The organism is Streptomyces sp. NPDC018693, from assembly GCF_044391385.1.
Classification (GTDB): domain Bacteria; phylum Actinomycetota; class Actinomycetes; order Streptomycetales; family Streptomycetaceae; genus Streptomyces.
On sequence record NZ_JBIRZZ010000004.1, the window covers coordinates 124,978 to 137,979 of the forward strand.

Here is a 13,002-nt window from a genome sequence, read left to right on the forward strand (position 1 = left end):
GCCGGGTCCGCTCACGCGAGTCAGGCGCGTTGGGCCCGTCGCCACGACCGGAACTCGGGGGAGGCCGCGATGTCGGCGAAGTCACCGAAGGACGGGTCGCGGGTGAGGACCTGGTCGACCACCCGGTAGGCGTCGTCGGTGCGGCCGAGGGCGAGGAGCACACGGACCTGGGTGTCCCGGACGAAGTCGTACTCCGGGGCGGAGGCGACCGACAGGGCCTGTTCCACGGCGGCCAGCGCGCGCTGCGGTTCGCCGCTGTGCAGCAGATGCCAGGCGAGGGCGTTGCCGGTGCGGCGTCTGACCTCCTCCTGGAAGGCGCCCTCGTCGGTGAAGTGCCAGATCGTGTCGGGTATCAGCGCGAGCGCCTGTTCGGCGTACCGGATGAGCTTGGCGTTCAGGGTGGGGCGCTCGGGGTCCGGTGCGTTGTCGGCGAGGTGGCCGAGGGCGTCGACCAGGCCGTAGTGGGCGTAGAGCTGGTCGTATGCGGAGTGGCGGGCGCCGGGGACGCACAGGGCGATGGCGTCCTCGAAGGCGGCCGCGGCCTGCTGGTGGTCCTGTGACCGGAGCTTGGCGCCGCCGTCCCTGACCAGGGCGTGCACGGCCTGCCAGTTCTCGTCGTGGTCGACGCCGGGGGTGCCGGTGCCGCGCAGGTCGATGCGGACGCGGGGGAAGGTGTCGCGCAGCCGCTCCTGTGTGGGCTGGTCGAGCCGGGAGTGGCGCAGGCCCACGAACTCCAGGTGGCGCAGGGTGAAGAACGGCTCGGGGAGGGTGGTGAGTTCGTTGAACGACAAGTCGACGTGGCGCAGGTTCGGGGTGCGGGCGAAGGCATCGTCCGGGAGGGCGCGGAAGGGTTTGCGGACCTTGTTGCCCTCGAAGACCTCCTGGCCCCAGCGGTCGATCTCCAGGTGCTCCAGGGTGGAGATGTCCCAGATGCCGGAGAGCAGATCACGGTTGGGCGGGCGCTGGTCGGTGGACGGGGTGTGGCCGCTGAGGCGCAGTACGCGCAGGCGGGGCAGCCGGGCCAGCTCGGGCAGGCGGTACACCTGGGCGGACAGGCAGCCGTTGAGGTTCAGTTCCTCCAGCTCCGTCAGGTTCAGCAGGGTGTCGGGGACGGAGTCCAGCCGGGTGCCGGACAGGTCCAGGGAGCGCAGTCCGGGCATGCGGGTGACGACATCGGGGAGTTCGACCGGGGTGTCGGAGAGGTAGGGGCCCTGGCGGTAACGGGACAGGTCCAGCTCGCGCAGTGAGCGCAGCCGGGCGAGCGACTCGGGGAGGTGGCAGGTCAGATGCGAGGCGCGCAATACCTCCAGCCGGCCGAGGTCGCCGAGGGAGTCCGGTAGCCCGGTGAAGGTGGTGAAGTCGTTGTCGGAGATGTCCAGCTCGCGGAGGTGGGGCAACCGGCCGATGGACGCGGGCAGTTCGGTCAGGCCGGTTCCCGACACGTCGAGTTCCTCGAGTGCGGTGAGCTCGCCGATGCGCGGGTCGAGGCGGCCGAGGTCGGGGTTGTCCGCGAGGGACAGGACGCGCAGCCGGGGGAACGCGAACAGCTGCTGGGGGAAGTGCCTCAACCTCTCCGCGGAGAGGTCGAGTTCGGTGACCTCATCTGCCCTGTCGAGCAGGGCGTCCAGCTCCTCCAGGGCGGCCAGGTGGCTCGGGCGCACGCCCGCTCGCAGCACCTGCCGCCCATCGCGCAGGGCTTGCTCGATCCTCCTCGCGTCCGCCTCGCCGTGGTCGTCGAGGAGTTCGGGCAGCAGGAGGGTGTGCAGTTCGTCGTCCCCGAAGTCGACCGGGCAGTTGCTGCGGTAGCGGCTGGAGACGAACAGGGCCTGCGGCTGCTCGGCGAGAACCAGGTTGAAGTAGAGCATGCTGACGATGAGTTGCGCGCGGGTGCCGCCGCACACCGTGAGGAGGCCGCCGTCGTCGCCGTACGAGCAGCAGATGCCGCCCGTCACCTCCACGTTCCCGTGCACCACCACGTTCGGGCAGCCCGACAGGATCACATTGCGGGCCCGCAGACTGCCCGTCACGACGAGGAAGTTGCCGCCGCTGTGGTCCCACCAGTCCAGGTCGCCGTCGACGGTGAGGTCACCGTCCACGACGGTGTTGTACGGCACCCAGTCGTCGTCCTCCTCCGGCCCCAGGTGCCCGGTGACGTGCAGGCCGCCCTCGTACAGGCGGATCTCCTGCTCCTCGGCGAAGTCGGCGTACGGGTGCCACACGTCGTCGGAGACCCGGAAGCGCTTCTCGGCCTCCTCGACGGTGATGACGCGGTAGCCCGGGGGCGAGTGCACCATGGCGGCCGTGCCGGCGGATTCCTGGTCGGTCATGCGGGGGTGCTCCCTTGCTGCTGTTCGCCGCGCCGGGCTTCGCGCCACTCCTGGAATCCCGGTGAGGCGACGATGTCGGTGAGGTCGCCGAAGACGGCGTCGCGCAGGACGATTCCGGCCGTCACGAGGTAGGAGGGGACGCGGGAGAGGACCTCGTCGGTCACCCGGTACGCCTCGTCGGTGCGGCCGAGGGCGAGCAGGACGCGGACCTGGGTGTCGCGGACCCAGTCGTATCCGGGGTCGTCGGCGACCGACAGGGCCTGTTCCACGGCGGTCAACGCACGCTCGGGCTCCCCGCCGTGCAGCAGATACCAGGCGAGGGCGTTGCCGGTGTGGCGCTTGACCATCGCCTGGAGGTGGCCTTCGTCGGTCGTGGTCGTGATGTGCTCCGGCAGCAGGGACAGCGCCTGCTCGGCGTGGTGGATGAGCTTGGCGGTCAGTTCGGGGCGGTCGGGGGCGGGGCTGCCGCGCAGGATGGAGCTGAGGGCCTCGACCAGGCCGTAGTAGGCGTGGAGCCGGTCGTGGTCGGAGTAGTGGGCGCCGGGGACGCAGAGGGCCAGGGCGGCTTCGTAGGCGGCGACGGCTTCCCGGACGTCGTCGTCCGTGCCGCCGTAGAGCTTCTCGTCGGCCGTCCGTACCAAGTCCCGTACCTGCTGCAGGGTCGGGTCGGCGGCGGCCGGACGGGGCGCGATGCCGTCCAGGACGAGGTAGGCGCCGGGGAAGGTGTCGCACACCCGGTCCACGGTGGGCCGGTCGAGACACGTGGCGCGCAGACCCGCGAACTCCAGGTGGCGCAGGGTGAAGAACGGCTCGGGGAGGGTGGTGAGTTCGTTGTGGGAGAGGTCCAGGTAGCGGAGGTTCGGCGTCCGGGCGAACGCGTCGTCGGGCAGGGCGGTGAAGGGCGTGCGTACGGTGTCCCCGTCGACGACCGCCTCGCCCCAGCGGTCGATCTCCAGGTACTCCAGAGTGGGGATGTCCCAGATGCCGGCGAGCAGGTCTCGGCTGGGCGGGTGCTGGTCCGGGGTGTGTCCACTGAGGCGCAGTACGCGCAGCCCGCGCAGCCGGGCCAGGTCGGGCAGTCGGGTCACCCGGTCCGACAGCGAGCGGGCGAGGTACAGCTCCTCCAGTTCGGTCAGGTTCAGCAGGTCGTCCGGGACGGAGGCCAGCCAGGTGTCGGACAGGTCCAGGGACCGTAGACCGGTCAGGCGCAGGACGAGGTCCGGGAAGTCGACCAGGGGGGCCGGGCTGTCGTCGTACATGCCCTGGTGCAGGTGCGGCAGGGACAGCACGCGCAGCGAGCCGAGCCGGGCCAGGGACGCGGGCAGCGGGCAGGTGAGGCGCCCGGCGCGCAGGACCTCCAGCCGGTCCAGGTCGCCGAGGGAGTCGGGCAGGGCGGTGAAGGCGTTGTCGGAGATGTCCAGCTGGCGGAGGTTGGGCAACCGGCCGATCGAGTCGGGGAGTTCGGTCAGGGCGGCACGGTCGAGACGCAGGACCTCCAGGGAGGTCAGTTCACCGATGCGTTCGTCGATACGGCCGACCTCGGTGCCCTCCAAGGACAGGAACCGCAGATTGGGGAAGCGCAGGAGCTGTTCGGGGAAGTCCTCCAGCGTGCTGTACGCCAGGTCGATCTCGGTGACCTCCTCGGCGCGTTCGAGGAGGGAGTCCAGACGCGGGTGCCCGCTGCCCTCCCGGCCCTGCGCCGAGGCGGGAGGCGTCAGATCGGCGCCGAAGCGCACCACCGGCCGGTCGGTGCGCAGGGCGTCCGCGACCTTGGCGGGGTCGGGGCGGCCGTCCTCGTCGAGGAGTTCGGGCTCGAGAAGACCGGTCAGGCCCTCCTCGTCGAGGTCGGCCGTGGGGGTGACGCACGCCGGGGCGCCGGCGATCAGCGCCTGGGGCCGTGCCCCGAAGTCCATGCGGAACGGCGAGGTGACGACGACCAGCGCGGCCCGGCTGCCGCCGCGCACCGTCAGTTTCCCGCTGTCGGCCAGGTCCGAGCAGCAGCCGTCATGGTCCTCGTCCGAGCCGTGGACGACCCCGTTCGCCTCCAGCTTCCCGCGTACGACGACATCCGGGCGGCCGTCGAGGATGACGTGGCGGGCCCGCAGGTTCCCGGTGACCAGGAGGAAGCTGCCCTCGGTGCGGGAGAACCAGTCCAGGTCGCCGTCGAGCATGAGGTCACCGTCGACGATGATGTTGTAGAGGACCCAGTCCTGCTCCGGTTCGGGTGCCAGGTTCCCGGTGATGCGCAGACCGCCCTCGTACAGCCGGATCTCCTGGTCGTCGGCGAACTCGGCGTAGGGGTGGGCGACATCGGCGGAGATCTGGAACCGTTCCTCCGCCTCCTGGACGCCGATGACGCGGAAGCCGGGCGGTGAGTGGACCATCTGTGTCTGCTCCATGGGTGGGGAGTGGGGGTCGCTCAGCGGGTCTGAGAGGTGGCGGAGGCGCGGAAGACGGGCAGGCCCTCGGCCAGCCGGTCGAAGAGCAGTCCCGGGTCGAGCCTCTCCTCGTCCTCGTCCTCCTCGGCGGCGAAGACCTCGTCCACCAGGAGTTCGCGCAGTTCCTCCTGCACGCCTTCGCCAAAGACATCCTGGTAGGTGTCCTGGTCGTAGTAGTGGTCCGCTTCGACCGAGGCGATCGTCTCGTGGTCGTCCTCGATGACCAGGCGGGCGTGGATCGTGCCTGCCCGGAGGGTGTGGTCGTTGTAGGAGCCGTAGACGACCTCGGCGTGGATGTCACGGCATTCCACGTCGCCGTCGGTGAACATCCCACGGGCCGTCACATCGCCACCGATGGCCATGATCGATTGGGGGCCGCAGTCCCTCAGCACGCCCTCGACGGTCAGTGAACCGGTCAGCACGAAGGGCGCCGCCACCTGCAGATGGCCCTTCACGACCAGGTCGCCGTGGTGGAAGAACGGCGTGTTCAGGAGCTGGTCACCGAGCAGGGTGCGAGTGGCGCCGTCGCCGCCGAGCGCCTTGGCGCACATCTCCGGGACGGCCCCCAGCAGATCGGGGTCGATGCCCTCACGCAGCCGGGCGGCGAACTCCTGGTAAGTGTCGAGGTCCGGCTCCACAAGTTCGGTGAGCCAGCCACTGCCGTCGGGGAGCCCGGCGGCCTCGTACACCGCCGCCTGCTCGGCCCGCAGGACCCCTGCCACCCGCCGGATCGCCTCCATGTCGATGGGCAGCGGCCCGCCCTCGACGACGGGGTGGCGCACACGCGCGGGGGCGCCCGCCGCCTCCAGCACGGCCACGGTCTCCGCCTGCGCCTCACGCTTCTCCCCGCCGTGATCCGGCAGCCGCAGCGCGACCCCGAGGGGGGTCTGGCCCAGGCCGTTGACCGCCGCGGAGTCGGCGCCGCGGCCCAGCAGCAGCTTCACCAGGTCGGGCCGCCTCGAACGGACGGCGGCGTGCAGCGGGGTGTCGCCGTGGTGGTCGACCGCGTCGATCGGTGCGCCGTGGTCGAGCAGGAACGCGTAGACCTGCCGGGCCACGTCGCTGTGGTGGGCGAGCGATCCGCCGGTGCGCAGTCCGCTCGGGCCGTCCAGCCGGGCACCGTGCTCGACGAGCAGCTCCAACACCTCCAAGGCGCGCTCCTCCCGGCGGGTCAGACCGGAGCCGCAGTACGCGACGGCCCGTCCGACGGGAGTGGCACCGTGGTTGTCGACGGCGTGCACATCGGCGCCGCACTCCAGCAGCGCCCGCACGACCTCCAGGGACGGCAGCGCGCTGTTCCCGTCGTACGGCGCCTCCACCGCCCGGTGCAGCGGGGTGGCCCTCTGCTCGTCGCGCGCCGAGACCTGCGCCCCGTCGGCGATCAGTGACCGGACCAGGGCGGCACGCTCGGTGGGGTCGCCGCCACGAACAGGCATGACAGCAGCAAAAAGGGATTCGCTCATGACTTCGCTCATGGTGAGGACTCTAGGGCGGCCCACTGACAAGGAGCCCGGGCAGGCCGGACACCGACCCTCCGCAACGTAGAACAAACGACCAGCCCCTTGGTCGTGAGTAGGCGGGACACAGGGGTTTGCGTAGCCGATTCCGTAGTTCTACTGAGGCTCCCGCCGGTAAGGCTCCTGCCGGAAGGCACACACGGCATCAGAGGCACCGGGGAGCTTACGGGGTGATCGTCCCCGACGCGGTGAATCCCGCGACGGCCGCCCGGGGTGGGCAGCGTCCGGGCGGCGCCTCGCCTCGGCCCGGCGAGGGACATCTCCTGCTCTGTGGTCCACAAGCCGTCCTCCCCGTCCAGAGGGCTCGCTCCCTGCCTCGGGCAGTACGGCGGGCGAGGGGCGTTGGCGGGCGGAGCGGCCTTTCTTAGCGGGACGTTAGATCTGGGCGCCGGACCTTGTAGGGCCGTGGCGGCCGCCCCCATGCTCATGCTGCACCGCCCCGGCCGCTCACGCGGGCCTCGCCCGCTCCGGGGCCTTTCTCCCTTTCCCACCAGGGACTTCTCTTCTGGAGCCGCCATGTCTTCCGCTGCCGTCATGCCCGGAACGCCGCCCGAGGACCTCCGCAAGAAACGCCGCATGGCTCTGGTCGGCGGGTCCCTGGGCAATCTCGTCGAGTGGTACGACTGGTTCGTCTACGCCAGCTTCGCGATCTACTTCGCCGACTCCTTCTTCCCCGGTGACAACCCGACCACCCAGCTGATGAACACCGCCGGGATCTTCGCGGTCGGCTTCCTGATGCGGCCGGTCGGCGGCTGGGTGCTCGGCCGGGCCGCGGACCGGCACGGACGCAAGAGCGCGCTCACCCTCACCGTCACGATGATGTCGGTGGCCGCCCTGCTGATCGCCGTCGCCCCGACCTACGGGCAGGCGGGCTACTTCGGCGCCGTGGTGCTGCTGCTCGCACGGCTGCTGCAGGGCATGAGCATCGGCGGCGAGTACGCGGCCAGCGCCACCTATCTGACCGAAGCGTCCGCCCGTAACCGGCGCGGCCTCGGCTCGTCCTTCCAGTACGTGTCGATGACCTGCGGCCAGCTGCTCGGCCTGGGCATCCTGATCACGATGCAGCACACGCTGAGCACCGCCCAGCTGGAGAGCTGGGGCTGGCGGATCCCGTTCGTGCTCGGGGCGCTCTTCGCGGTGGTGGTGTTCTGGCTGCGGCGCCGGCTGCAGGAGACGGACGCGTTCAGGGAGGAGGCCGGGGACACCGCGGGCCACGACGACAGCTCGCGCGGCACGCTCAAGGCGCTGTGGCAGCACCGCCGCCAGGCCGGCCTGGTCATGGCGCTGACCCTCGGCGGGACGGTGGCCTACTACACGTACACCACGTATCTCACCAAATACCTGATCGGCAGCGCGGGTCTGCCGAAGACCACGGCCACCCTGGTCAGCTTCACCGCGCTCGCCGTCTTCGCCGTGCTCCAGCCCTTCGCCGGACTGCTCTCCGACAAGATCGGCCGCCGACCGCTGCTGATCACCTTCGCGGTCGGCTGCACGGTCGGCACCTACCCGATCATGACCGCGCTCGGCTCCGCGTCCTCGTACTGGTCCGCGCTGGGGCTGTCCCTGCTCGCCCTGGTGATCATCACCGGCTACACCTCGATCAACGCGGCCGTGAAGGCGGAACTCTTCCCGACCCGGGTGCGCGCCCTCGGTGTGGCGCTGCCGTACGCGATCGCCAACGCCCTCTTCGGCGGCACGGCGGAGTACGTGGCGCTGTGGTTCAAGGACAGCGGGCACGAGACGATGTTCTTCTGGTACGTCTCCGGATGCGCGCTGATCTCCCTGATCACGTACGTCCTGATGCCGGACACCCGCGACGCCGCGCTCAGCCGCGCCGAGGCCGAGGCTGAGACCGAGGCGGCCGCCGGCCCGGAAGCCGTCCCCGCTCCCGCCGAAGCCGTCCGCTGATCCCACACCGTGACCTGTGCCTGCCGCGTGCGTAAGCTGCTGCCCAGGTCACGGCATCACTAGGACATCCGCAATGCACGCGCTTCTCGTTGAGGACGACGACCGTATGGCCCAGGCGCTCGGCACGGCGCTCGCCCATCGCGGGCACACCGTCCGCAGGGTCGGACGGGCGCTGGACGCCCTGCGGCACGTCCGCGAGGCCGATTTCGTACTGCTCGACCTGGGTCTGCCGGACCTGGACGGGCTGGAGCTGCTGCGACGGCTGCGTACCGTCTACCACGCGCCGCTGATCGTGGTCACGGCCCGCTGCGAGGAGCGCGACATCGTGCAGGGGCTGCGGGCCGGTGCCGACGACTATGTCGTCAAGCCGTTCCGGATGAACGAGCTCATGGCCCGCATCGACACCGTACGCCGCCGGACGGGGACGCCCTCGGCCCGCGCGGAGACCGAAGGGGCTCCCGTCCGCGCCGGCGACGTGGAGATCGACATCGCAGGCCGCACCGTCACGGTGGCGGGGGCCGAGGTACGGCTCACCCGCCGTGAGTTCGACGTCCTCGCGTTCCTCGCCGCGCGTCCGCACGAGGTGCACTCCCGCGAGGAGATCCTGGACCGCATCTGGGGCGACGCCTTCCTCGCCGCCTCCCGCTCCCTGGACGTCCATGTGGCGGGCATCCGCGCCAAGACCGGCCGGGCCAGGCTGGTGCGCACCGTGCGCGGCTTCGGATACCAGCTCGGCTCCCCGCCCGCGGACGAGGCCGCGGGCGAGGCAGCCGATGAGGCAGCGGACGGCGGCCGATGAGACGCCGACTCCTCGCCGTGCTCATGGTTCTCATGGGCGCCGCGGCGGTGCTGCTCTCCCTGCCCCTGGCGAGCTCCTACGCCGACGGGCGCACCGAGCACCTGCTGCTGCAGCGGCGCTCGGAGGCGGTACGGTTCGCGGATCTCGCCGACCGGGTGCGCACCGAGGCCGACCGCACGGAGCTGTCCGCCGAGATCCGCCGGTACGTGGAGCTCTACGGGGCCACGGCGACCGTGGTCGACACGGCGGGGCGGACGATCGCCCGGGCCGGACCGGGCACCCCTTCGCCCGCCGAAGAGGCCGGGGACGACGCCCTGCGCCGGGCTCTGACCGGACGGTCCACCGAGCGGCTGCCGACCGTCCGGCCCTGGGGTCCGGAATCCGTGGTGCTGGCGGAGCCGGTCGGGCGGGACGAGCAGGTGAGCGGGGCGGTGCTCCTGGTCGTCCCCACCGACGCCGCCCGCCACGACGTGACCGTGCGCTGGTCCCTCATCGCGGCCGGAGCGATCGCCGCCTTCTCGGCCACGGCCCTGGTCGCCGTGGGTCTGGCGCGCTGGCTGATGCGCCCGGTCCGCGACCTGGACCAGGCGGTGGCGGGCCTCGCCTCCGGAAGCCTGCAGGCACGGGCCGTCTCCGATACCGGACCGCCGGAGCTGCGCACCCTGCGGCAGCACTTCAACACCATGGCGGAGGCCGTGACGGACTCCATCAGCCGCCAGCGCGACTTCGTCGCCGACGCCTCCCACCAACTGCGCAACCCGCTGGCCACCCTGGTGCTCCGGTTGGAGAACATCGAGCCGTACGTCTCCCCCGGTCCCGGCCGGGCCGAGCACACCGGCGCCCTGGACGAGGCGGAACGCCTGGAAGAGCTGCTCGACGGCCTGCTCGCGCTGGCGCGCGTGGAATCGGGTACGGCGGAACTCGCCGACCAGGACGTGTCGGGGGCGGTACGCGAACGAGTGGCGGCCTGGACGCCGGTCTTCCGCGACGCCGGCCTGGAGCTGACCGCGTCCGGGGTCCCGGAGAGTCTGCGGGCGCGCGCCCTGCCCGACGCGGTGGGCCGGGTCCTCGACGCGCTCCTCGACAACGCCGTCAAGTTCGTACCGTCCGGCGGCCATGTCAACGTGTACGCGGCACTCCGGGACGGCGAGGTGAGCGTACGGGTCGTCGACGACGGGCCTGGCGTGCCCGAGGAACAGTTGCCCCTGCTGCTGCGCCGCTTCGCCCGAGCCCCCGAGCACCAGAACATTCCCGGCAGCGGGCTCGGCCTGGCCATCGCCGACGAGATCGCCCGCCTCAGCGGCGGTCGGCTGACCGCGGCCCGCAACACCCCGCACGGCCTCGCCGTGGAACTCCGGCTTCCGTCCCGCTGACCGCGGCGCGGCCGGGCCGTCGTACGCCGGTTCAGTCGTAGACGGATTCAGTCGTAGACGGACCTGTAGTACGCGACCGCGCCGGGGTGAAGTGCCACCTCGCCGGTGGAGATGGCGAACCGGCGCTCCAGCCGCGCGCCCGCGGTCACGTCCCGCAGCAACACGCGCCACTGCTCGAACACCACCCGCAGCACCGCCTGCACCGCGTCTCGCGACACATCGGCACGGGCCATCAGATAGTTGCCGACCCCGATGGTGCCCATCGGTTGTCTCAGCCCGTAGGCCCCGGCCGGAAGCGTCACCGCCGTGTAGACGGGGCCGTACCGCTCGCGCAGCGCGCCCACCTGGTCCTCCAGCGGCAGGAAACGGAGCGGCCGTTCGCGGGCCAGGGCCGACAGCGCCGGTGTGGGCACGCCACCTGACCAGATCAGCGCGTCGACCGTGCCCGCGCGCAGTGCACGGACCGACTCGGAGAGCCCGAGCCTGCGCTCCCGTACCGCCCGTTCACCGGTCAGTCCGGCCGCTCGCAGCAACCGCCCCGCCACCACCTGTACGCCGGAGCCGGCCGCCCCGGCGGCGACCTGCCGTCCGGCGAGATCGCGCAGCGACCGCACCGGCCCGTCCGCGGGGACGGCCAGATGTGTGTAGTTCACATACACGCGGGCCAGCGCCGTCACCGCCGCCGGGCGCGAGAACGACCCCTGGCCCCGCACAGCGTCCTGCGCCACGTCCGCCATGGCCAGGGCCAGGTCCACCGAGCCCTCGTCCAGCCTGCGCAGATTGTCCACGCTCGCCGCGGTGCTCACCGGGGTGATCCGCAGCCGCGACTCGCTCTGCGCGACCGCCGTCGCCAATGCCTTCCCGAAGGCGTTGTACGGCCCGCCTTCCGGCCCAGTCGCCAAGCGCAGCCGCCCCACCGGCCCGGCGCTCGCGGCACACCCGACCAGCACGCCGGCCGCCATCACGCCGAGCCCGGCCTGAAGTACCCGTCGGCGACTCACCACTGCTTGGGTCACGCTCGAAGGGTAGCCGCGCGTCGGCGAACGCTCAGAGGGCGCCTGCAGCGGGGGTCCCTGAGTGCTACACATAGCAAGATCCATCACCGCCGGACTCGGTACGAGAACCCTCTCCGGACGGCCGACCAGGACAGCGACAGGACAACAGCCACACGCACACCCCGTCGGACGGTCTCCGGCGACCGGCTCCCGGTGTCGCCGCGCTTACGTGCCAAGTTGGGTAGTTACCCTGATGCGCACACCAGACCGCATGAAGCAAGATCTTTCGCGAGCCGCCGGGACCGCTCCCGGCCCCCGGCGCCGACGGCAGCCATCCCCCGGACGGCCGCGGTACCGGGACGGCGAGGTCCCGGCGGCTCCTCCTCCTCACAGTCGGCGCACGGCACCGCCGGCCGCGAGGACGTCGTCCACGACGGGGAGCATCGCCTCGCGCGTCGTGAAGATGCCTCGGAAAGTCTCGCGTCGACGGCGTGGAACCGTCCGTCTCCCACCTGGTGCGCACGCACAGGCGAAGCAAGGAGAAACATGACAACGAGTCGCCGTACCGTCATCACCGCGATGCTCGCCGCACCCCTGGCCCTGCTGCCGGAGTCGGCGACCGCCGAGCCGATACCGGGTGGCCCGTGGGTCTGCGGCGGTCAGCCGATCCAGTTGGACGGGCTGCACAGCAATGCCGAACTCACCGCCGAACTCGAGCGGCTGGCGCGGCAGCACCCCGACACCTTCACCCTTGAGGTCATCGGGCACTCGGTCGAGAACCGGCCGCTGCACTCCGCCACGGTCGGCACCGGCGCGCGCAAGATCCTCATGCTCACCCAGGTCCACGGCGACGAGCCACTGGGCACCGAGGCAGCACTGAAGCTCCTCACGACCGCCTGCGCCGACACCCCTGCCGCGAGGGCGTTGCGCGAGCAGATCACGATCATCGTGGTTTCCCGCATCAACCCCGACGGTTGGGAGCGCTACCAGAACCGGGACTTCGCCGAGGGCATCGACCCGCGGCGCAACTCCAACAACATCGACCTCAACCGCGCCTTCGGGCCGTACGACACCACCGACCCCGCCCTCGTCCCCGAGGCGGTCGCCGTGAAGAAGGTCGTGGCCGAGCACGAGCCCGACCTCATCCTCGACTACCACCACCAGGTCACCTACGCCACCGCCGACGGCGAAATGGCCACGATGTCCGTCCTGTGGTCCACCCACCCGGACGTCGACCCCGCGGTCGTGGACGACGGGCGCCGCGCCGCCGTCGTCATCGACGCGGCACTGAAGCGGAACGGGCACTCCACCGTGACCCTGTACCCGCGCAGCGACACCGCGACCACCGCGCGCAACGGGCTCGGCCTCGACGGCTACCCGACGCTCCTCATCGAGCAGCGCGGACAGCAGGAGGCCGGGCAGAAGGGCCACGGCACGCTCGTGGCCGAGGCCCTGAGGAGCATGCGGGCAGTAGCGGGATCGCTGGCCGACGGGTCCTTCGACAGCGTCGACCCCGCCCTGGCCGAGACCCTCCCCGAGCGCGGGGGCGTCGTGAAGTCCGACTGCTGACATCGCCCTCGAGGCCGGCCCCGGGCCGGTCGGCCAGTGATCCGGCATGCCGCGGCGACGGCTCACGGAGCCGCGG

General features: G+C 71.5%; 8 protein-coding genes. 4 read left to right on the plus strand and 4 right to left on the minus strand.

The window, feature by feature from the left end; genetic code table 11:
* Window positions 1-20: 20 nt before the first annotated feature.
* From ACH5AC_RS12610 to ACH5AC_RS12620, 3 genes are read right to left on the minus strand one after another with little or no spacing between them, the layout of a single operon-like run.
* Window positions 21-2,327, minus strand: coding sequence for a hypothetical protein (locus tag ACH5AC_RS12610; RefSeq protein WP_398861738.1), 2,307 nt, complete (start codon window positions 2,325-2,327; stop codon window positions 21-23).
* Window positions 2,324-4,726 carry a hypothetical protein gene (locus ACH5AC_RS12615; protein ID WP_398861739.1) on the minus strand — a complete coding sequence of 801 codons (2,403 nt, stop codon included), beginning with the start codon at window positions 4,724-4,726 and terminating at the stop codon, window positions 2,324-2,326. Before ACH5AC_RS12615 ends, ACH5AC_RS12610 begins: the two co-directional genes overlap by 4 nt.
* 20 nt (window positions 4,727-4,746) lie before the next feature.
* The gene (locus ACH5AC_RS12620; RefSeq protein WP_398861740.1) at window positions 4,747-6,240 is read right to left on the minus strand and encodes an ankyrin repeat domain-containing protein; all 1,494 of its coding nucleotides are present in this window, start codon (window positions 6,238-6,240) and stop codon (window positions 4,747-4,749) included.
* 576 nt (window positions 6,241-6,816) lie between these two features.
* Here ACH5AC_RS12620 and ACH5AC_RS12625 point away from each other — a divergent pair.
* The 3 genes from ACH5AC_RS12625 to ACH5AC_RS12635 all read left to right on the plus strand — a co-directional run bounded on the left by ACH5AC_RS12625 (window position 6,817) and on the right by ACH5AC_RS12635 (window position 10,362).
* Window positions 6,817-8,190, plus strand: a complete 1,374-nt coding sequence (locus tag ACH5AC_RS12625; protein WP_398862200.1) for an MFS transporter — start codon at window positions 6,817-6,819, stop codon at window positions 8,188-8,190.
* 73 nt (window positions 8,191-8,263) lie between these two features.
* Window positions 8,264-8,989: a response regulator transcription factor gene (locus ACH5AC_RS12630; protein WP_398861741.1), complete on the plus strand. Its 726-nt coding sequence runs from the start codon at window positions 8,264-8,266 to the stop codon at window positions 8,987-8,989.
* Window positions 8,986-10,362, plus strand: a complete 1,377-nt coding sequence (locus ACH5AC_RS12635) for an ATP-binding protein (RefSeq protein WP_398861742.1) — start codon at window positions 8,986-8,988, stop codon at window positions 10,360-10,362. The genes ACH5AC_RS12630 and ACH5AC_RS12635 overlap by 4 nt, the downstream gene beginning before the upstream one ends.
* A gap of 47 nt (window positions 10,363-10,409) precedes the next feature.
* Here ACH5AC_RS12635 and ACH5AC_RS12640 read toward each other — a convergent pair whose 3' ends face one another.
* On the minus strand, window positions 10,410-11,378 hold the full coding sequence (locus tag ACH5AC_RS12640) for a TAXI family TRAP transporter solute-binding subunit (protein ID WP_398861743.1): 969 nt from the start codon (window positions 11,376-11,378) through the stop codon (window positions 10,410-10,412).
* 525 nt (window positions 11,379-11,903) lie between these two features.
* Between ACH5AC_RS12640 and ACH5AC_RS12645 the strand changes: the two genes are divergently transcribed.
* Complete coding sequence (locus ACH5AC_RS12645; protein ID WP_398861744.1) at window positions 11,904-12,926, plus strand: M14 family zinc carboxypeptidase; 1,023 nt, start codon at window positions 11,904-11,906, stop codon at window positions 12,924-12,926.
* The last annotated feature ends 76 nt before the right edge of the window (window positions 12,927-13,002 follow it).

What these genes read in the sequence shown, in the direction of transcription:
- ACH5AC_RS12610 (WP_398861738.1), bottom strand. Translation starts at nt 2,327, where the DNA reads ATGACCGACCAGGAATCCGCCGGCACGGCCGCCATGGTGCACTCGCCC.
- ACH5AC_RS12615 (WP_398861739.1), bottom strand. Translation starts at nt 4,726, where the DNA reads ATGGAGCAGACACAGATGGTCCACTCACCGCCCGGCTTCCGCGTCATC.
- ACH5AC_RS12620 (WP_398861740.1), bottom strand. Translation starts at nt 6,240, where the DNA reads ATGAGCGAAGTCATGAGCGAATCCCTTTTTGCTGCTGTCATGCCTGTT.
- ACH5AC_RS12625 (WP_398862200.1), top strand. Translation starts at nt 6,817, where the DNA reads ATGCCCGGAACGCCGCCCGAGGACCTCCGCAAGAAACGCCGCATGGCT.
- ACH5AC_RS12630 (WP_398861741.1), top strand. Translation starts at nt 8,264, where the DNA reads ATGCACGCGCTTCTCGTTGAGGACGACGACCGTATGGCCCAGGCGCTC.
- ACH5AC_RS12635 (WP_398861742.1), top strand. Translation starts at nt 8,986, where the DNA reads ATGAGACGCCGACTCCTCGCCGTGCTCATGGTTCTCATGGGCGCCGCG.
- ACH5AC_RS12645 (WP_398861744.1), top strand. Translation starts at nt 11,904, where the DNA reads ATGACAACGAGTCGCCGTACCGTCATCACCGCGATGCTCGCCGCACCC.